At 65.8% G+C, this 17655-nt stretch carries 19 protein-coding genes and 2 tRNA genes; 15 read left to right on the top strand and 6 right to left on the bottom strand.

Annotation, left to right across the window (positions count from 1 at the left end):
* Positions 1-13: 13 nt before the first annotated feature.
* From ACFW6D_RS30180 to ACFW6D_RS30170, 3 genes are all read left to right on the top strand, one after another.
* Positions 14-898, top strand: coding sequence for a DUF3105 domain-containing protein (locus ACFW6D_RS30180; protein WP_379333739.1), 885 nt, complete (start codon positions 14-16; stop codon positions 896-898).
* The gene (locus ACFW6D_RS30175; RefSeq protein WP_379333737.1) at positions 898-1608 is read left to right on the top strand and encodes a DUF305 domain-containing protein; all 711 of its coding nucleotides are present in this window, start codon (positions 898-900) and stop codon (positions 1606-1608) included. Before ACFW6D_RS30180 ends, ACFW6D_RS30175 begins: the two co-directional genes overlap by 1 nt.
* Before the next feature lie 109 nt (positions 1609-1717).
* Positions 1718-1790, top strand: a tRNA-Arg gene (locus ACFW6D_RS30170).
* 1340 nt (positions 1791-3130) lie between these two features.
* Here the strand turns inward: ACFW6D_RS30170 and ACFW6D_RS30165 are convergent.
* Positions 3131-3568 carry a hypothetical protein gene (locus tag ACFW6D_RS30165; RefSeq protein WP_379333735.1) on the bottom strand — a complete coding sequence of 146 codons (438 nt, stop codon included), beginning with the start codon at positions 3566-3568 and terminating at the stop codon, positions 3131-3133.
* Positions 3569-4049: 481 nt separating this feature from the next.
* On the opposite strand from ACFW6D_RS30165, the gene ACFW6D_RS30160 reads away from it, so the two are divergent.
* Positions 4050-4379: a hypothetical protein gene (locus tag ACFW6D_RS30160; protein WP_379333733.1), complete on the top strand. Its 330-nt coding sequence runs from the start codon at positions 4050-4052 to the stop codon at positions 4377-4379.
* 179 nt (positions 4380-4558) lie between these two features.
* Here the strand turns inward: ACFW6D_RS30160 and ACFW6D_RS30155 are convergent, their stop codons facing one another.
* Entirely contained in the window at positions 4559-5122 is a 564-nt protein-coding gene (locus ACFW6D_RS30155; RefSeq protein WP_379333731.1) for a hypothetical protein, read from the bottom strand.
* Between the two features lie 405 nt (positions 5123-5527).
* On the opposite strand from ACFW6D_RS30155, the gene ACFW6D_RS30150 reads away from it, so the two are divergent.
* Positions 5528-5680: a VOC family protein gene (locus ACFW6D_RS30150; RefSeq protein ID WP_379333778.1), complete on the top strand. Its 153-nt coding sequence runs from the start codon at positions 5528-5530 to the stop codon at positions 5678-5680.
* A complete protein-coding gene (locus ACFW6D_RS30145; RefSeq protein ID WP_379333775.1) occupies positions 5607-5927 on the top strand; it encodes a VOC family protein in 321 nt (106 codons plus the stop codon). The genes ACFW6D_RS30150 and ACFW6D_RS30145 overlap by 74 nt, the downstream gene beginning before the upstream one ends.
* A gap of 38 nt (positions 5928-5965) precedes the next feature.
* On the opposite strand, the gene ACFW6D_RS30140 is transcribed toward ACFW6D_RS30145, so the two are convergent.
* Together ACFW6D_RS30140 and ACFW6D_RS30135 are read right to left on the bottom strand one after the other, a co-directional pair.
* Complete coding sequence (locus tag ACFW6D_RS30140; protein ID WP_379333729.1) at positions 5966-6337, bottom strand: VOC family protein; 372 nt, start codon at positions 6335-6337, stop codon at positions 5966-5968.
* A gap of 207 nt (positions 6338-6544) precedes the next feature.
* Complete coding sequence (locus tag ACFW6D_RS30135; RefSeq protein WP_379333727.1) at positions 6545-6937, bottom strand: antibiotic biosynthesis monooxygenase family protein; 393 nt, start codon at positions 6935-6937, stop codon at positions 6545-6547.
* 215 nt (positions 6938-7152) lie between these two features.
* Here ACFW6D_RS30135 and ACFW6D_RS30130 point away from each other — a divergent pair, with 215 nt between their 5' ends.
* The 8 genes from ACFW6D_RS30130 (at position 7153) to ACFW6D_RS30095 (ending at position 14849) form a co-directional block, all read left to right on the top strand.
* Complete coding sequence (locus ACFW6D_RS30130) at positions 7153-7770, top strand: hypothetical protein (protein ID WP_379333725.1); 618 nt, start codon at positions 7153-7155, stop codon at positions 7768-7770.
* A gap of 115 nt (positions 7771-7885) precedes the next feature.
* A complete protein-coding gene (locus tag ACFW6D_RS30125) occupies positions 7886-9160 on the top strand; it encodes a metallophosphoesterase (RefSeq protein WP_379333723.1) in 1275 nt (424 codons plus the stop codon).
* Positions 9161-9252: 92 nt separating this feature from the next.
* Positions 9253-10269: an iron ABC transporter substrate-binding protein gene (locus ACFW6D_RS30120; protein WP_379333721.1), complete on the top strand. Its 1017-nt coding sequence runs from the start codon at positions 9253-9255 to the stop codon at positions 10267-10269.
* A 45-nt stretch (positions 10270-10314) separates the two neighbouring features.
* Positions 10315-11820: an ABC transporter permease gene (locus ACFW6D_RS30115; protein ID WP_379333719.1), complete on the top strand. Its 1506-nt coding sequence runs from the start codon at positions 10315-10317 to the stop codon at positions 11818-11820.
* A 130-nt stretch (positions 11821-11950) separates the two neighbouring features.
* Entirely contained in the window at positions 11951-13009 is a 1059-nt protein-coding gene (locus ACFW6D_RS30110; RefSeq protein ID WP_379333717.1) for an ABC transporter ATP-binding protein, read from the top strand.
* A 66-nt stretch (positions 13010-13075) separates the two neighbouring features.
* A tRNA-Cys gene (locus tag ACFW6D_RS30105) sits at positions 13076-13147 on the top strand.
* 38 nt (positions 13148-13185) lie between these two features.
* Positions 13186-13746: a MarR family winged helix-turn-helix transcriptional regulator gene (locus ACFW6D_RS30100; protein WP_379333715.1), complete on the top strand. Its 561-nt coding sequence runs from the start codon at positions 13186-13188 to the stop codon at positions 13744-13746.
* A 53-nt stretch (positions 13747-13799) separates the two neighbouring features.
* Positions 13800-14849, top strand: a complete 1050-nt coding sequence (locus ACFW6D_RS30095) for a hypothetical protein (RefSeq protein WP_379333713.1) — start codon at positions 13800-13802, stop codon at positions 14847-14849.
* Here ACFW6D_RS30095 and ACFW6D_RS30090 read toward each other — a convergent pair.
* On the bottom strand, positions 14846-15640 hold the full coding sequence (locus tag ACFW6D_RS30090; RefSeq protein ID WP_379333711.1) for an enoyl-CoA hydratase: 795 nt from the start codon (positions 15638-15640) through the stop codon (positions 14846-14848). The genes ACFW6D_RS30095 and ACFW6D_RS30090 overlap by 4 nt on opposite strands.
* Positions 15641-15737: 97 nt before the next feature.
* Complete coding sequence (locus ACFW6D_RS30085; RefSeq protein WP_379333709.1) at positions 15738-16811, bottom strand: enoyl-CoA hydratase/isomerase family protein; 1074 nt, start codon at positions 16809-16811, stop codon at positions 15738-15740.
* Between the two features lie 96 nt (positions 16812-16907).
* On the opposite strand from ACFW6D_RS30085, the gene ACFW6D_RS30080 reads away from it, so the two are divergent.
* Positions 16908-17459: a hypothetical protein gene (locus tag ACFW6D_RS30080; RefSeq protein WP_379333707.1), complete on the top strand. Its 552-nt coding sequence runs from the start codon at positions 16908-16910 to the stop codon at positions 17457-17459.
* The last annotated feature ends 196 nt before the right edge of the window (positions 17460-17655 follow it).

Below are 17655 nucleotides of genomic sequence, written 5' to 3'. Positions count from 1 at the left end.
AGCACCAGCAGCGATGCCGAGCAGGACTAGCGCCACATCAGCCAAGGCCGTCAAGGCCGCGGGGAAGTCGTCTCCGTCCCGCAAGACCGGTAAGGGCAACCTTCCGGGCAAGAAGCGGGAAACCCCATGGGCCCTCCTCGGCGCGGGCATTGCCATCGTCGCGCTGATCGGCCTGTTGGCCTACAGCCTGGTGCCCAAGTACATGGACCAGGCCGCCATCCGGGAAGCCCAGACCGATCTCAAGGAATGGGTGCCTTCGAAGGAGAACCAGGACCCGTCGACGAAGATCGACGGCGTCGTGAAGACCGAGTACCCGGCCGGTCTGCACGTGACCCCCGAGCAGCGCGTCGCCTACGACAAGGCCCCGGCCTTCGGTGGCCCGCACGACGGCGCGTGGGCCAACTGCACGGGCACCGTGTACGCCAAGCCGATCCGCATGGAGAACGCGGTGCACTCGCTCGAGCACGGCGCGGTCTGGATCGCCTACAACCCGGACAAGGTCGACGCGGCCGGTGTCGAGAAGCTGTCGAACTTCGTCAAGGGCCGTCAGTTCTCGCTGATGTCGCCGTACCCGGGTCTGGACTCGGCGATCTCGCTGCAGTCGTGGGGCCACCAGCTCAAGCTGGACTCCGCCGACGACGCGCGAATCAAGCAGTTCATCTCCGCCCTGCGCGAGAACCCCTACGCCTACCCCGAGGTCGGCGCGAGCTGCTCGAACCCGATCTTCGACGCGAACAACCCGCCGCCGTTCGACTCCTCGCCCTACGGCCCCGAAGCGGTGCCGATGGACGGTAAGGGCCTGACCCCGGACGCGTCCGAACTCGGCGGCGCCGGCGGTTCGGGCATCCCCGGCCTGCCGAGCATCCCGGTGCCGGGCGGCCTGCCCTCGGGCCAGTAGTGAGCACGGAAGAAATCGACGACACCGCACCCGAGTCGAGCGCGCGACGCCCGGCCGGGGCGGTGCTCGTGCTCGGCGCGATCGGTCTGCTGCTGCTCGGCGCGGTAGCGGGCGTGCTGTTGCGGATGCCGCTGGAGAAGGCGTCCGAACCGGAGCCGAGCGCTGTCGACATCGGCTTCAGCCAGGACATGACCGCGCACCACGCGCAGGCCGTCGATATGGCCGGGGTGGCGCTGATCGCCTCCACCGACAACGACGTGCGCCGCCTCGCCTACGACATCCTCACCACCCAGCAGAACCAGATCGGCCGCATGCAGGCCTGGTTGCAGCTGTGGGGCGAGTCCAACCAGAACATCGACGGTTACATGGGCTGGATGACCGACGACCACGGCAGCGCGGGCCACCACGGCAGCGCCACCGGCGAGCCCGCGATGTCGGGACCGATGCAGCAGATGCCCGGCATGGCGAGCCAGGAGGAAATGACCGCCCTGCGCCAGTCCACCGGCCCCGCCCTGGACACGATGTTCCTGCAACTGATGCTGCGCCACCACCAGGGCGGCGTCCCGATGCTCGACTACGCCGCCGAACACGCCGCCACCACCCCCGTCCGCACCCTGGCCACCACCATGTCCAAAACCCAAGCCAGCGAATCCCAGCTGATGACCACCATGCTCGCCACCCGAGGCGCCACCCCCCTCCCCCTCAGCTGACCCACGTGCCGGACCGGGCATCCCCGCTCCGGCACGGTTTTTGGCACACCGCACTACATGCGATACGCTGTCGACGCCCGATCGCCTCACCGCGACCGGCATCTACCCCGCCCTCGTAGCTCAGGGGATAGAGCGTCTGCCTCCGGAGCAGAAGGCCGCAGGTTCGATTCCTGCCGAGGGCACAGAACGAGAAGGCCTCCGACCAGCATTTCAGCGGTCGGAGGCCTTCGTCGTTTACAAGAATCAGTCAGCCAGACCGTTCCCGAAGTCCGCTGTGTCAAGTACCATCGAGACCATCACGCGAGTGATGCCGAGCGGGTGGACGCCGTTGGCCCGACGCCCACCCCGATGAAACTAGCTAGCCCGTCGAACTCGGCTGACCAGGAACAGAGCCCCGGCGATCACGGAAGCTGTCGCAAGCAGCACACCGTAATCGACCGGGGCTTCTTTCTTGCTCCGGCGGTGTTTAGCCAATCTCATCACCTCCCTTCTCGGCACGGCACGGTGACCAGGTCCCGTACCGCCCCTGAGGTGGAGGTGATCTCAGCTTACTCGAGGCAACACCGACCGGAACCGTTTGCACCCCAAACACTTCCGGTACCCGACCTTTGTTCTCGGCGGGCGAACGAATCTTCGAACTACCGCGACCAGGCACAGGGTCGGTATCCGCAGCTCCCGCACAATCACCACCCAGCCCGATCAGCACTGAGCCGACGACTCCCAGCCGAACGTCACTTCGATCGCGCTGTAGCGCAGTCGGTCAACGTCCCCGAGTAGATGAGCGCCCGTCACTCCGACGGGGTGGTTGCTGAATTTCGCTATATAGAGTCAAGGGCGCCTGCGGCGGCGCGTGCGCGCCGCCGCCGCGCAGACGCCGCGCAACGGTCTTGCTCGTACCTCACCGCCCGGCGCGGCGGCGAGTCGGCGACGAGCACGCGCTATCGGCAGACGCCGGGACTCCTGACAGCTCAGACCGCATCCACCCAAGCGTTGACGAGGGCCAGGAGCAGCCCGTCAGAATTGCTGAACGGAATTCCCGAGCTCGAATCGGCCGACATCCTGCCCGATCGACGGCCACCAGCACACCAAGTCGCATACGTACTGCCGCACGACTTCGTCGCTTGCCTCATAGGACCGACCTGCCGAACCCGCGCAGGTGGTCACCGAACCGTCACCGGTCCCAGCCGAAAGGCCGGCATAGTTCCCGATCACCTTGGCCGGTCACCAGGTGCGAGTGAATTGCTGAACGGAATCCGCGGTGAGGTTGGTGGTATCGCGACCGGTGGCCGCGTGGCCCTGTTCTGGGGTGGCCTGCATTGTGATCCCGCGCCCCTCCAGCGTCAAGGGCGCTCCGCGCCACTCCGTGATGGCTATCGCCACCCTTGACCCCAGAGCCTCTACGCGAGAAGGGCAGGCCCTATCGGGCAGGCGGGTAGCCAGCCCCACCTATGCGCAGACCACCACCGAGCATGGCCATATCCGCCGTGCAGCTAGGTACCGTCGATGGCACACGTTGACAACGTCATCCGGCACTTCCACCGGGATCGAACTGGTCCAACACATCTGGCTGTGCGGCCACCTGCTTGAGAGGCTTTCTCATGAGCTTCCCCCACCGGTCGTGGGCCGCCTGTCTTGTAATCCCGCAGGCCGAGCCGATCTGTTCCCACGTAGCGCCAGCGCTTCGTGCCGACTTCACCGCGAGCTCAAGCTCCACCTTCGCCTGGTGTCGGATCCGCAGCTTCACCAATTCGAACTCGATCCACAGTTCACCAGCTAGAGGTTCGACGCCCACCGGCTTCTGCAGGCCCTGCTTCTCTGCGGCGTCATTCAGAAGCTGGCCAGCGAGCTCGTCACATTTGCGGTGGATGTACAGAGTTAACTGGGCCACGGCCCCAGCTACCTTGGATTCGTCCACATCAGGGATCACAGGTCTCTGAAGATCATCCGATTCATCACTCACCCGTCAAGAAAACCAGTACGTCGCGACCGATGTCAAGTTTCTCAGTACATACCGAGTTGACCATGCCAACCCATTTGGCCAAATAACGCCCGATAATCTACGTCGGATCGGCGTAAAGGTGTGCAAAAGATGTGAGTCAGGCCACCAACCGTATGTGATTGTTGCCACACGAATACTTGGCGTCCATCGAGGTTTACCGGGCGCCACCACGTGAACGATCTCCTGACCAGCGAGTTTTGCTAGGAATTCGCCCAGAGCCGATTCATCCAATGATTTTCTGCGCGTTACCGATTCGTGATTGCTGGGTGAGCCGGGGTTAAAGTCTCAACCAAGTCACAGCGTTCCGCCGAGCGGAGTGCGCACCTCGTGCGATCGTGTCCCCTTGCCCGGGATGCGCTCCCCCCTCTTGCCCAGGGGGGAGCACGATCCTCGGCGGACCGCCGTGGCGCCCTGTTCAGAAGCAACATGAGAGGAACCGCCAATGGCGACCATAACCCGTAGCTCCAACTGGATCAATCTGGTAGGCGAGACACCCGCCGGTTTTTCACCGTCGCCAACCTACCTGCGCAATGCCTGCGCCATGTCCGACTCGCCGGAAGTACTCGCGAAGCTCACCGATAACACAGCAGCGTTCGCCTTGTCGCTGTGCCTGGTGGTGGCAATCGCGGTGATCGCTTCGCTAGTGATGGCGATCGGGCACAGCCTGAGCGGTAGCACGAAGATCCAAGCCGCACTTCGGAGCGCCACCGCCTTCGGAGCCACGTTCATTGCGGGTCTGACTGTAATCACCGTCTTTTCGTTACTGCCGTAGTCGCCTCGGAGTACTGGGCCGCACGGACGGGCTCGATATCACCTCGGTGTCGTGCCCCGTTCGCGCCCCGAGCCAGGGTCAACGAGGGTAAACCGGGGTACCCCGCGCACTACCGCGAGCCCAGTTCAGAGCGATATTCCCGCATGTTCGCCTGCTTCCCAAGCAGACAACGAAGAACGCTATCCGCCCCAGAAGCCGATGATGCCCTTGTCGGCGGCGATCGCTTCGCGGAGCCAGTCAACGACGAAACTGCCGAGGTCATCAGGTTCTTCAGGAACGTAGTCTTCCCACTCCTCGAGCTCCGCAGCACAATCCTCCGTGCTCATGTACCCCCACCCATTCCTCTCGGCGACGTTGATGCTCGACGCCAGGCCCACGATGCCGGGAAATGGATCCTCGCCCATCATGCTGGTGGCCAGGTCTTCGATAGCCGTGGGCAGGTATCTGTCTCCGAACCGGAATTCCACGGCGCCGCCATCCGAACTCAACTCGTCACAGATCAATTCGAGTGCGTCGATGTAGTGCTCGGCGAGCTGCGACTCGAAAGGTCCGCCAGCGAAGATCGCCCGAAGTGCTTCCCTGTTCCGCACGACGTGGCCATCGCGATCCGCGGAGGGCGAGTTCCTCGAGAAGCAGTCATGTCCCCTTCCGAGGATCCGGTCCTGGAGCTGCTCGTCTTTGGACCCGGTAACGGCCTGAAGTTCGGCCAAATCAAGAAAGTACACATGCAAGATCTGTGACACAGGGCGAACCCTAACCCGCCGAACCGGCAACGAAACACCTACGGCTGCATTCGGCATGAGCCGATCTTCTACGACGAAGCCGTCGACGGCCGCTCCGAGTGTCACCACGTTGTCACAAGTACCCCGAACAACCCCGGATGTGGCCGGACAGAATCGGCAGGTGACGGTACGCCGGAAGATTGACGAGTACCGGCCCGAACGGGCTGAGGCTGCCTCCGGAGCAGAAGGCGGCAGGTTCGAGTTCTGCCGAAGGCACACACGAGAAAGGCCTCGACCAACTGGTCGGGGCCGTTTCTCGTTCCCGATCTCAGTCGTTGTCGCCTGTGCGAGGTTGGCACAACCGCAGACGTTGCCGAACTTCGCTGTATCGCTGGACTTCGGACTTGCGTTCCCTACGCTCGCGGGATGCACTTGGAACTGGTCACGATCGTGGTCGAGAAGTACGACCCCGCCATCGACTTCTTCGTCAAAGTCCTCGGCTTCGATCTATTGGAGGATTCGCCCGCATCGACCAACGACGGTCGACCGAAGCGCTTGGGTTGTTGTTCGCCCGCCTGACGCGTCCACGGGGATTCTGCTCGCCCAGGCAGATGGTGATCAGCAACTTCCAGCGATCGGTAATCAGGTAGCGGGGCGCGTTGGGTTCTTTCTCCGCGTCGATGACTTCGAGGCCGCATACCACCGAATGACAGCGACGGGGGTCGAGTTCATGACCGAGCCACGAACTGAGGCATACGGGCGTGTCGCTGTGTTCATCGACATCGCAGGCAACAAGTGGGATTTGCTGGGCCCGCCCTTCGCGTGAACTGTTGAACGAACACTGGTCAGGGTCCTTCTCGCGCCTCAGACGAGGGTTATACAGAACGGGTGCCCAGCGGGGTCGATGAGCACGCACCCTTTGTCGCCGACCGGCTGATGTTCAGGCTTGGTCGCACCCAACTGCAGCAACATGACCTCTGCGAGATCGAGATCTTCGACCTTGAAGTCGAGGTGGATCTGTTGGGGCACAGCTTGATCGGGCCACTGCGGCGCATGATAGTTCTCTACGCGCTGGAATCCGAGAAACAGCCCGTCGGCACGGTTCAGCCCAGCGAACTCACTGTCGGACTCAGGATGCAGCTCGAAACCGGTTGCCCGATGGTAGAACTCGGCTAGCTCCTCCGGATCGGCACAATCGAGGGAGATCGCGACAAGCTCCATCGGCGGGGTCGACATCTCAGCTCCTCGAACGCAGTGACAGCAGCCAAACCTGGGAACGCGCCAACGATATATCTGTCATCACGAAATTTGATACGTTGACTGCAGGACGTCCTACGGACTCCGATTAGCCTTCGACCCTGCCGACGCGGCGGGGTCGTCGTGCATTTCAGCTCGCCTGTCGGCTGGCCTACACAATTTCCAGAGTTGGGACATATCAGCTCCTCATTGCTCGCGGTCGTTGCGTGCGGGCGAATCCCATTCTGCTGGCCGCGTCCATTCGTACTCACGTTCCACGCGACATATCCGCGCCCGGTACCCGAGGTAGAACTGTTCGCGGCCCAGGTGTTGGGCTGCGACGTGTTCGATGTTTTCACGCCAGCTCCGCAGGGCGTCCAGATCACGCCAATACGACACGGTGATGCCACAGCCCGCATCTCGTGCGAACTCCATACCCAGGTAGCCGTCGATCCGCGCCGCGAGATCGGCCATTTTCGCCGCCGCCTCGACGTAGCCGGCCAAGTCGGCAGCATCGGTCGACAAAGCCGTGGTCAAGATGGCGGCGTAGTACGGCGGAGCGGTTCCGCAGACGAACGGCAGGCCCTCCCCAGACGGCATCACGGTTGCCTCTCCACCGGGACAACCCCGGATTTGGTCGGGCCGAATCGGCAGGTTACGGTACGCCGAGAGCACGCGCACAATTTGCTGGTACGGGCCGGGACTGTCGCAGTCCGCCCGGTCGGGGCAGTGCTTTTTCCGATTATCAGGTTTGATCTCGCACGGTTCCACAGGTTTTGGGGGTTGATGCCCCCGATGACATCAGGAGCGTTGCCATGACGAATCCACCAGAGGGACAGCAACCTCCCTTCGGTCAGCAGCCGCCGGTTCCGCCGCAGGGGGCGCCTCCACAGGGTGTTCCGCCGCACGGGCCACCGGCGGGTTATCCACCGGCGGGGCATCCGGGTGGGGCCGAGGGTTTCGCTCCGCAGCCGCCGAAGAAGAAGCGGACCGGGTTGTTCGTGGGGCTCGGGGTGGTGGCGCTGGTGGTGGTCGGGGTGCTGATCGCGGGGGTTGCGCTGACGTTGCAGGGGCGCACGCCGTTGTCGTCGGACGAGAAGCAGATCGATGTGGCCGTACGCGATTTCTACGACACCCTCGATGCCGACGGGTTCATCGCCGCCGCGCAGCTGGCGTGCCAGGCCGACCGGACCGAGATCGACAATCTCACCACCGAGCAGCGCGAACAGTTCGACAAGGCGACAGTGCAGGTGAGCATCGACGAGGTCAAGGACATCGTCATCGACGGTGACGACGCCAAGGCGAAGGTGACCGGGAAGTTGACGCTGTCGGTGGAGGGCGAGGAGCCCAATACCGAGTCCGAGACCGAGGAGCATCTCACCAAGGAAGACGGCACCTGGAAGATCTGCTCGGCACCGGCCAACAAACACTGACCGAACACCTGGTGACGCCGCCCGCTTTCGCCTCGAACCGCCACTAGCCTCGACCGATATGAGCTGCTGCGGAGCGTCGCGCCGGACAGTACTCGCTGCCGCTGCGGGAGCGGCGTTGGCTGCGGCGCTCCCGGTTTATGGTGCAGCACAGCCGAATCCGCTGATAGCACTGGATCTGGAAATCGTCACCGTGACCGAACGTGGCGTGGTACTGACCTGGACCACGTTCGGTCTCGATGCCGCAGGTCGTCCGGTCCCGGTTCCCGCGAACTCCGAAGTGCGCCTGGCCCCTGCGGATTCGGCACGCGAGCCGGTCACCGTGTACCTCGACGACACCCAGACCCCCTACCACTACGCCGAGATCAACGACCTCGAACCCGGCCGCCCGTACCGATTCCTCGCCCTGTCCAACGGCATTCGCGCCCTGCCCGCTCCCACCCTGACCACCGCGTCGCCGGGAGCACCCGAGGCACGGGGCGAATTCACCACTCTCCCGCCGCCTCCCGGCCGCCTACTGCACACCATCGCCCTGGCCAACGACGTGCACTACGGCGAAACGGTGAGCGGCATCGTGATCGCCGGTTTCCCGCCCGGCTACCACAGCGACCCGCCGTATCCGCAGTTCATGCTCGACGCCCTCCTCGACGACACCCGCGACGCCTCACTCCTGCTGCTGGCAGGTGACCTGACCAACGAGGCCACCGCCGACGAATCACGCTCCGTCCGAGCGCATCTCGACTCCCGAGGCACCGACTACCTGGTAGCGCGCGGCAACCACGACCGCCCCCACCACGGCACCGACTCCTGGGGCGAGCACTTCCTCCCCCGCCAGCACCTGACCGAACACCACCTCGGCGAGCTGCGCATCCTCGGCCTCGACACCAGCGCCCCGGAAGCCGCAGGAGGCATCATCGACCGTCCCCAACTCGACGCCCTCGCCGAAACCCTGCGCGCCGACCCGGACCGCCCCACCCTCGTCTTCGGCCACCACCCGATCACCACCGAATCCGGCCTCACCAATATCGGCGGCCCCGGCTTCATCCTCGACCGACCGACCGCCCTCGAACTGCAGACGCTCTACCAGAAATCACCCGGCGTTTTCCTGCACCACAGCGGCCACACCCACCGAACCAAACGCACCGGACCGGACCTGCCGTGCGACGTGGAATTCCTGGAAGTCGGTGCGGTGAAGGAATATCCGGGCGGCTACTGCCTACTGCGGATCTACGAGGGCGGGTACCGGATCAACTTCCACAAGACCCGAACCGACGAAGCCCGCCGCTGGAGCAGTCTGACCCGCGGCCAGTATTTCGGCGCCGCACCGGACTATCAACTCGGCTCCCTCGACGACCGCAACCATGCCGTCGCCCGGGATTTCTCCGGCCTCTGATCAGCCGGTCGTCCACATCTCCGCACGTCACGCGGAGTATCTTGCTTAGGTAAGCCTCATCATAGATGGGGACTCTTGGTGAAAGGACGCCGATGCGCAGTTGGAAACCTCTGGCCGGGCTGATGGCCGTCGCGGTGGCGACTCTCGGTCTCAGCGCCTGCTCTTCGTCCTCGGGCAGCGCCGACGAGATCACCGTCTACAACGCCCAGCACGAATCGCTCACCAAGGAGTGGGTGGCGGCGTTCACGAAGGAGACCGGCATCAAGGTCACCCTGCGTCAGGGTGGTGACACCGCGCTGGGCAACCAGCTCGTCGCCGAGGGCGCCAACTCCCCCGCCGACGCCTTCCTCACCGAGAACTCCCCCGCCATGGCACTGGTGGAGAACGCGGGCCTGTTCGCCGATGTCGACAAGGCCACGCTCGACCAGGTGCCCGCGCAGTACCGCCCGTCCACCGGCAAATGGACCGGAGTCGCCGCTCGCGCAACGGTTTTCGTCTACAACAAAGACAAGCTCCAGACGGCGGGGCTGCCCGCTTCGCTGCTGGATCTCGCACAGCCGCAGTGGCAGGGCCGCTGGGCCGCTGGCACGTCGGGCGCCGATTTCCAGGCGATCGTGGCAGGTTTGCTCGCACTGAAGGGTGAAGACGTCACCCGCTCCTGGCTACAGGGCATGAAAGCCAACGCGACCACCCTGCAGAACAATGTCGCGACCATGAAGGCGGTCAACGCGGGCAACCCCGACGGCGGCGTGATCTACCACTACTACTGGTACCGCGACCAGGCCAAGACCAAAGAGGGCAGCGCCAACACCGCGCTGCACTACTTCAAGAACCAGGACCCCGGCGCCTTCGTGAGCGTGTCGGGCGGCGGCGTGCTGAAGTCGAGTAAGAAGCAGGAATCGGCGCAGAAGTTCCTGGCGTTCATCACCGGCAAGAAGGGCCAGGAAGTGCTGCGCGACGGCGATTCGATGGAGTACCCCGTCGCCAGTGACGTGGCCGCGAACCCCGCGCTGCCGCCGCTGGCCGACCTGCAGGCGCCCGCGATCGATCCGAGCAAGCTCGACGCGAAGAAGGTCACCCAGCTGATGACCGAGGCCGGGCTGCTGTAAGTGCGCACCCTCGCGACGAGAACACCCCGGGTCGGTCGGCCCGGGGTGTTCGTCACGGTCGTCGCGCTGGTGCTGACGGCGGCGACGTTCGTGCCGCTGGGTTACATCGTCTCGGTGCTGTTCGACACCGGATTGCGTGAGGCTGCCGCGCTGGTGTTCCGGCCGCGCGTGGGTGAGCTGCTGAAGAACACCGCGCTGCTGGTGGTGTGGACGGTGCCGGTGTGTGTGGTGCTCGGGATCGGGCTGGCGTGGCTGGTGGAGCGCACCGATGTGCCGGGGCGGGCGTGGTGGGGGCCGGTGCTGGTCGCTCCGCTGGCGGTGCCCGCGTTCGTGAACAGTTATGGGTGGGTGAGCGTTTTCCCGTCGATGCACGGGCTTTCGGCCGCTGTGATCGTCGCGACCATGTCGTATTTTCCGCTGGTGTATCTGCCGGTAGCGGCCACGCTGCGCAGGCTCGATCCGGCGATCGAGGAGTCAGCGCGTGCGCTCGGTTCTGGTCCGTTCGAAGTGTTCTGGCGAATTGTTCTGCCACAGTTGCGATTAGCGGTGCTCGGCGGCGGTCTGTTGATCAGCTTGCATCTGCTCGCCGAGTACGGCGCGTTCGTGATGCTGCGGTACGACACCTTCACCACCGCGATCTTCGAGCAGTACCAGAGCAGTTTCGCCGGTCCGGCCGGCAGCATGCTCGCGGGCGTGCTGGTGCTGTGCTGCTTGGCATTGCTGGGTGGCGAGGCACTGCTGCGCGGCGATGCGCGGTACGCCCGAGTGGGTGGCGGTGCGGCGCGCGCGAGGCAACCGATCGCGCTGGGTGGACTGCGGATGCCGATGCTCGGAGTGCTCGTGGCGGTGATCGTCGGCGCGCTCGGTGTGCCGCTGTGGACGATCGGGCGATGGCTGTGGCTTGGTGGTTCCGAGGTCTGGGACACCGTGGAAATCGGTGCGGCGCTGGGCCAAACGATCGGCCTGGCCGCTGCGGCCGCCTTGGTCACCACCCTGTGCGCGTTCCCCGTCGCCTGGATCGCGGTGCGCTCGACCAGTTCTTTCGCCCGGCTGATCGAGGGCGCCAATTACATCACCAGCTCACTGCCCGGCATCGTGATCGCCCTGGCCCTGGTCACGGTCACCATCCGCTGGACACCGCCGCTCTATCAGACGGTGTCCCTGGTCGTGATCGCGTACGTGTTGATGTTCCTGCCGCGCGCACTGGTGAGCGTGCGCGCAGGCCTCGCGCAGGTTCCGGTCGGCCTCGAAGAGGCATCGCGCTCGCTGGGCGAATCCGGCTCGGCCACCTTCTTCCGGGTGACCCTGCGCATGACCGCGCCCGCCGCCGCCTCGGCTGCCGCACTCGTATTCGTCGCGGTATCAACCGAACTCACCGCGACCCTGCTGCTCGCCCCCACCGGCACACGCACGCTGGCCATGCAGTTCTGGACGAAGTCGGGCGAACTCGATTACGCGGCCGCCGCACCATATGCCCTGATCATGATCATCGCCGCCATCCCGGTGACGTATCTGCTGTTCACTCAGTCACGAAAGGCGGCCGGGGTATGAGGCGCCGGGCAGAAGGCCGGATCAATCACTCGAACACAGTGACGCGCCGCCCTCGGGCTGGTCGACACAACGGTCGACGCCCAAATGCCGTCGCGCGTACTGGATTTCGCGCATTCGGAAAGGACGCGCCATGAGCAGGCTTGTCGTCGAAGGGGTTTCGAAGAGTTTCGGCTCGAACACCGTGCTCGATCACATCGACCTCGACGTACCAGACGGGACGGCCGCGGCGGTGGTCGGCGCTTCCGGCTGCGGCAAAACCACCCTGCTGCGAGTCATCGCCGGGTTCGAGGGACCCAACACAGGTTCGGTGCGGCTCGGATCGGAAACCGTTGTCCGCGAAGGTCTTTGCATCCCACCACAGCGCAGGCGCATCGGCTATGTGGCCCAGGACGGCGCCCTGTTCCCCCATCTGAGTGTCGCCGACAATATCGCCTACGGCCTACACACCGGCCTGCGCGGCGCCGTCGACCGCCTACGCCCCGCCCGCGACCGCGCCCGGATCAACGAACTCCTGGACATGGTCTCCCTCACCCCCGCCTACGCCGACCGCTCACCCCACCAACTCTCCGGCGGCCAGCAACAACGCGTCGCCCTGGCCCGCGCCCTCGCCCGCAAACCCGACCTCATGCTCCTCGACGAACCCTTCAGCGCCCTCGACACCGGCCTGCGCGCCACCACCCGCCAGGCCGTCGCCGACACCCTGCGCGCCGCGGGCATGACCAGCATCCTGGTCACCCACGACCAGGAGGAAGCCCTCAGCTTTGCCGAACAGGTCGCCGTCATGCGCGAGGGCCGATTCACCCAGGTCGGCCCACCCCAGCAGGTCTACCACCAGCCCGCCGACCTGTTCACCGCCCGCTTCCTCGGCGACTGCGTCCTGCTCGACGCCCGCTGCGAAGCCGACATCGCCAAGTCCGCCCTCGGCCCCGTCCCCGTCCAACCCGGGGCTCCGACCGGCCAGGTCACCCTGATGATCCGCCCCGAACAACTGGCAGCCCAGGTGATCACCGCCGACCAGCCCCACTCCGGCCGCGTCACCGCCGTCGACTTCCGCGGCCCCGACGTCATCCTCACCATCGACCTCACCGAAGGCGCGGGCACCGTCCGAGTCCGCCGCACCGGCATCGCCGCCCCCACCACCGGCGACCACGTCCACCTCACCGTCCACGGCCCCGCCGTCGCCTACTGACCATTGCGATCACGCTGATCCCAACCCTCGCCGCGAGCCCGCGTGCACGGCATTATCAATGGCGAGGCGGGCGTGGCTGAGTGGTGGAGGCACCGGTCTGCAAAGCCGGTTACGCGGGTTCAATTCCCGCCGCTCGCTCTGTGGGAAAGCGGCTGGGTCGTGGAATGATCGTTTTCATGTCACGGCCCAGACCGCTTTCCGAGGATCCCATCGCCGAGGCCTACCGACAGTGGGTGGCGCACGGCTGGGAGTCGGTGGCCGATGGGATGGCGCTGGTGACCTCGCTGGTGCGGGCCCAGCAGATCGTGATGGCGCGGGTCGACGAGGCGCTCAAACCGTCGGGGCTCACGTTCTCCCGGTACGAACTGTTGCAGCTGCTCAGTTTCAGCCGGACCGGTGCGCTGCCGATGGCCAAGGCGAGTGCGCGGCTGCAGGTGCATCCGACGAGCGTGACCAATACTGTCGATCGACTCGAAGCGGCCGGGCTGGTGGTTCGCGTCCCGCACCCCAGTGACCGCCGGGCAACCCTCATCGAAATCACCGATGCGGGAAGGAAATCCGTCGCCGAAGCCACGGCCGCGCTGAACGCCGAGGTGTTCGCCGAGCCCGGCCTACCCCCCGACCATGGCCGCGACCTGCTACGACTGCTGGCACAGTTCCGCCACGACGCGGGCGATTTCGAGGCCGACGACCCGGAAAACCTCGCATTCCACGCGACCTGGCAACCGGGGAGATGAATCTTCGGCCGATTCCCTTGGCAGGTAGCGCGAAAAGGTCCACGATGTAGCCCATGGTGCTGATCCTCGGGGTATCGGCGGGCGCGGGTGGGGCCCGTGCGTTGCTGACCCATTCCGATCAGCCGCACATGCCGCCCATCGACCGGATCCACGTACCGCGCCGGGCGGGCGGCTCGATCGAGGAGTCGGTCCTCACCGCGATCCATCACATGCGCGCGGCGGCGGCCGACCGCGACGAGTACATCTCCGGCACCGCCGTCACCTGCCGCAGCGAACTCCAGGCCGACGCGATCAGAGCGGCCGCGGGTCAGGCCGATTTCGCCATCGTCGACGAACCACTGGCCCAGCTGCGCTATCTACGTTTCTCCGGCCTGCTGCCCGCCACCGATTCGGTGATGCTCTACGACCTCGGCAGTTCCGGCCTGACCATCACCCACGCCGATTGCCGCACCGAAACGATCCTCGCGGGCAAACGCAGCACCGTCCTCAGCGGCAACGGCTACGACGCGCTCCTGCGCTGGCAACTCGCGCGCAGTGGTGTCTCCACCGACACGCACGCCAGCCGCGAACACCGGGAATCGTTGAGCCGCACCAGAGTTGTCACCGCGACTGATGCCGACACCGGTGGTCGCGCGGTACTCACGCGCAGCGATCTGGCGACGTTATGCGAAGCGGGACTGCATCATTCGGCCTCGTTCGTGCGCCTGCTGATCGAGGAGACGGGCGTGCAACCGGGAGCACTCGCACTGCTCGGCGGCTGCACCCGCAACCCGAGTCTGCGCGCCGATCTGGCCCAGCTGATCGGCCTGCCGATCGTGTACGACCCTGAGCCGGAATATGTTTCGGCGCGCGGCGCGGTGCTGCTGTGCGCCCGTCGTCCCTCGGCGCGGTTGCGCATGGCGAAGCGTGGCGCGGGCGTGATCGGTGTCGAGCCCTCCTCTGGCCGTCGAAAACTTCTCGCCGCGGTAGCGGTGACGGCCACCCTCGGTGGCACGGTCGCCGGGCTGCTCAGCAACGACAACTCGGCGCGGTCCCCCGAACAGGGCACCGCGCCGAGTACCGCGCACTTCATCGACGGCGCGCCGAGTTGGAAGCCGCGTTAGCGGTTGGTGAAGTTCGGCTTGCGCTTCTCGACGAACGCGGCCATGCCTTCCTTCTGATCCTCGGTCGCGAACAGCGAATGGAACACCCGACGTTCGAACAGTAGGCCCTCGGTGAGGGTGGTCTCGAACGAGCGGTTCACCGCCTCCTTGGCGATCATCGCGACCGGCAACGACATCGACGCGATGGTCTGCGCGGCCTCCAGGGCGACGTCGAGGAGCTCGTCGGCGGGCACGACCCGCGAGACCAGCCCGGACCGCTCGGCTTCCTCGGCACCCATCATGCGGCCGGTCAGGATCAGATCCATGGCCTTGGCCTTGCCGATCGCGCGGGTGAGGCGCTGTGAGCCGCCGATGCCGGGGATCACGCCGAGGGTGATCTCGGGCTGGCCGAATTTGGCATTGTCGGCGGCGATCAGGATGTCGCACAGCATCGCCAGCTCACAGCCACCACCGAGCGCGTAGCCCGCGACAGCGGCGATGGTGGGCTTGCGGAAGCTGGCCAGGCGGTCCCAGCGGGCGAAGAAATCGGCCAGGAACATGTCCATGTACGACTTGGGCGCCATCTCCTTGATGTCGGCGCCGGCCGCGAAGGCCTTCGCGGAGCCGGTGATCACGACGGCGCCGATGGAGTCGTCGCGGTCGAGTTCGTCGAGCGCGGCGATGACGTCGTCGAGGACCTGGGCATTGAGGGCGTTGAGGGCCTTTGGCCGGTTCAGGGTGATCCAGCCGACCCCACCTTTACCGTCGGCGCCGCCCTTGCGTTCCAGCAGAATCGTCTCGAATTCGGTCACGGCCACCCTTTTGTCGATCATCGGTTACGGATTGGTGGTGACGATACCGAGCCGCGCCGCCGGTCGGTGATGCCTACCGCCGGGTGCCCGACCCGGGTCAGGAGACGGGCAATCCCAACTCGTGCTCGCCGAGGGGCGCGAAGTAGGCGTCGACCTGGGCATCGGTGACGTCGGCGAGGGCCGCGGGCGACCAGTGCGGGGTGCGGTCCTTGTCGATCACCTGGGCTCGGATGCCTTCGGCCAGGTCGTGGGTGCTCAGTGCGGCTACGGTGATCCGGAATTCGGTGTTGAGGGCCCCGGCGAGGGTCAGGTCGCGGGCGTTGCGCAGTGCGCGCAGGGTCGCTTTCAGCGCGATCGGCGATTTGGCCAGCAGGTCCTCGGCGGCCTTGGTCGCTTCGGGTGAGTCCGCCGCGCGCATGGCCTCGACGATCTGCTCGACGGTGTCGCCCGCGTAGCAGGTGTCGATCCAGTCGCGTTGGGCGTTGAGCTCGGATTCCGGTGCGGGCGTGGCGAATTGGGCGATCGCCTCGTCGGCGGGGGTGGTGCGTAGCGCGTCGAGGAGGGCGGGCAGGTCCGCCGACGGGACGAACGTGTCGGCGAAACCGGCGACGATCGCATCGCCTGCGCCCATCCGCGCGGTGGTGAGGGCGACGTGGGTGCCCAGCTCGCCGGGGGTGTGTGAGAGCAGGTAGGTGCCGCCGACGTCGGGTACGAAGCCGATGCCGCATTCGGGCATGCCGATCTGCGAGCGCTCGGTGACGATGCGGTGGCTGCCGTGCGCCGAGACGCCGACCCCACCACCCATCACGATGCCGTCCATCACCGCCACGTACGGCTTCGGGTAGCTGCCGATCAGGTCGTTGAGCAGGTATTCGTCGCGCCAGAAGGCGGCAGCGGCGGTGTCGAGCGGTGCGGGCGCGTCGGGGCCGCCGTCGTTGATCGCCTTCGCGTCGCGGTGGATGGCCACGATGTCGCCGCCCGCGCACAGGCCACGTTCGCCGGCGCCGACGATCGCGACAGTGCGGATCGCCGGATCGACAGCCCACGCACGCAGTTTCTCGGTGATCGCCAGGCTCATCGAGTGGTTGAGCGCGTTGATCGCACGCGGCCGGTTCAACGTGATCAGACCGAGCCCGTCGCGTACCTCGAACAGCACTTCAGCTTCACTCATGCTCGCCACGATAAAGTTGGATGTCCGAGTATCTGAAACCGTGGCACGCCGAATGTGACGCATTCCACCGCGCCCGATGTACGGCACAATCAAGACATGGGCAGCGACCACTTCGTGCGCATCACCCGGCTGCGCGCGCTGATCGAACACGAGAACACCGGTGCGGGCGAGCGCGCCACCGCGGAGCGAATGCTCGAACGACTACTGCGAAAGACAGTGGACCACAACCCTTCCCACGCCGCCGCCGACCGCGTCTACGGCTCGCGCCACCACCGTGCGGGCAGGCACGCGACCACAGCCTCGATCGTCGAATTCGTCCGCGAGGACATCGCCTTCGCCCGCACTTTCGTCGCCAAGGGCGCCCCCGGCGAGGTCACCATCCACAGCCCCCTCGCCGCCGCCCCGCCCGAGCTCACCGTCGCAGTCACCACCCCCTTCGCCGACCAGATCGTCGTAACGATCACCGACATCCCCCCATCCTGGGGCTGGGAACCCGACGAATTCGACCGCATCACAGCCACCGAGGACCTACGCCGACTCGCCGACGAACTAGCCGACATCATCGACAGCTACAACCACGACGGCGCCGACGTAGGCCCCCGCTTCTTCCGCACCATCCGCGCCCAGGAAACCACCCTGATCCGCTGATCCGCCCCAACCACACCGCACACCCCCGTCCCGCCATGACCGCACCCCCAACCACACCGCACACCCCTGATCCGCCATGACCGCACTACCAGCCACCACCTGCGACCCCTAGGGAGCAGCGGCCACGAAGTGGCCGGTCGCGGCCGGGTCGCCGGGTTGAACCCGGTGGGAAGCGGCGCCGCCCCCCCCCACCGCG

Origin of the sequence: Nocardia sp. NPDC058705 (assembly GCF_042749305.1) — a bacterium.
Lineage (GTDB): Bacteria > Actinomycetota > Actinomycetes > Mycobacteriales > Mycobacteriaceae > Nocardia.
The sequence above is the reverse complement of the archived record's forward strand: the minus strand, read 5'-3'. Positions and strand labels throughout refer to the sequence as shown.

Bases quoted from the DNA above. Each gene is read 5' to 3' on its own strand.
- ACFW6D_RS30180 (WP_379333739.1), top strand. From the start codon at position 14: ATGCCGAGCAGGACTAGCGCCACATCAGCCAAGGCCGTCAAGGCCGCG.
- ACFW6D_RS30160 (WP_379333733.1), top strand. From the start codon at position 4,050: ATGGCGACCATAACCCGTAGCTCCAACTGGATCAATCTGGTAGGCGAG.
- ACFW6D_RS30150 (WP_379333778.1), top strand. From the start codon at position 5,528: ATGCACTTGGAACTGGTCACGATCGTGGTCGAGAAGTACGACCCCGCC.
- ACFW6D_RS30140 (WP_379333729.1), bottom strand. From the start codon at position 6,337: ATGTCGACCCCGCCGATGGAGCTTGTCGCGATCTCCCTCGATTGTGCC.
- ACFW6D_RS30135 (WP_379333727.1), bottom strand. From the start codon at position 6,937: ATGCCGTCTGGGGAGGGCCTGCCGTTCGTCTGCGGAACCGCTCCGCCG.
- ACFW6D_RS30130 (WP_379333725.1), top strand. From the start codon at position 7,153: ATGACGAATCCACCAGAGGGACAGCAACCTCCCTTCGGTCAGCAGCCG.
- ACFW6D_RS30120 (WP_379333721.1), top strand. From the start codon at position 9,253: ATGCGCAGTTGGAAACCTCTGGCCGGGCTGATGGCCGTCGCGGTGGCG.
- ACFW6D_RS30110 (WP_379333717.1), top strand. From the start codon at position 11,951: ATGAGCAGGCTTGTCGTCGAAGGGGTTTCGAAGAGTTTCGGCTCGAAC.
- ACFW6D_RS30100 (WP_379333715.1), top strand. From the start codon at position 13,186: ATGTCACGGCCCAGACCGCTTTCCGAGGATCCCATCGCCGAGGCCTAC.
- ACFW6D_RS30095 (WP_379333713.1), top strand. From the start codon at position 13,800: ATGGTGCTGATCCTCGGGGTATCGGCGGGCGCGGGTGGGGCCCGTGCG.
- ACFW6D_RS30085 (WP_379333709.1), bottom strand. From the start codon at position 16,811: ATGAGTGAAGCTGAAGTGCTGTTCGAGGTACGCGACGGGCTCGGTCTG.
- ACFW6D_RS30080 (WP_379333707.1), top strand. From the start codon at position 16,908: ATGGGCAGCGACCACTTCGTGCGCATCACCCGGCTGCGCGCGCTGATC.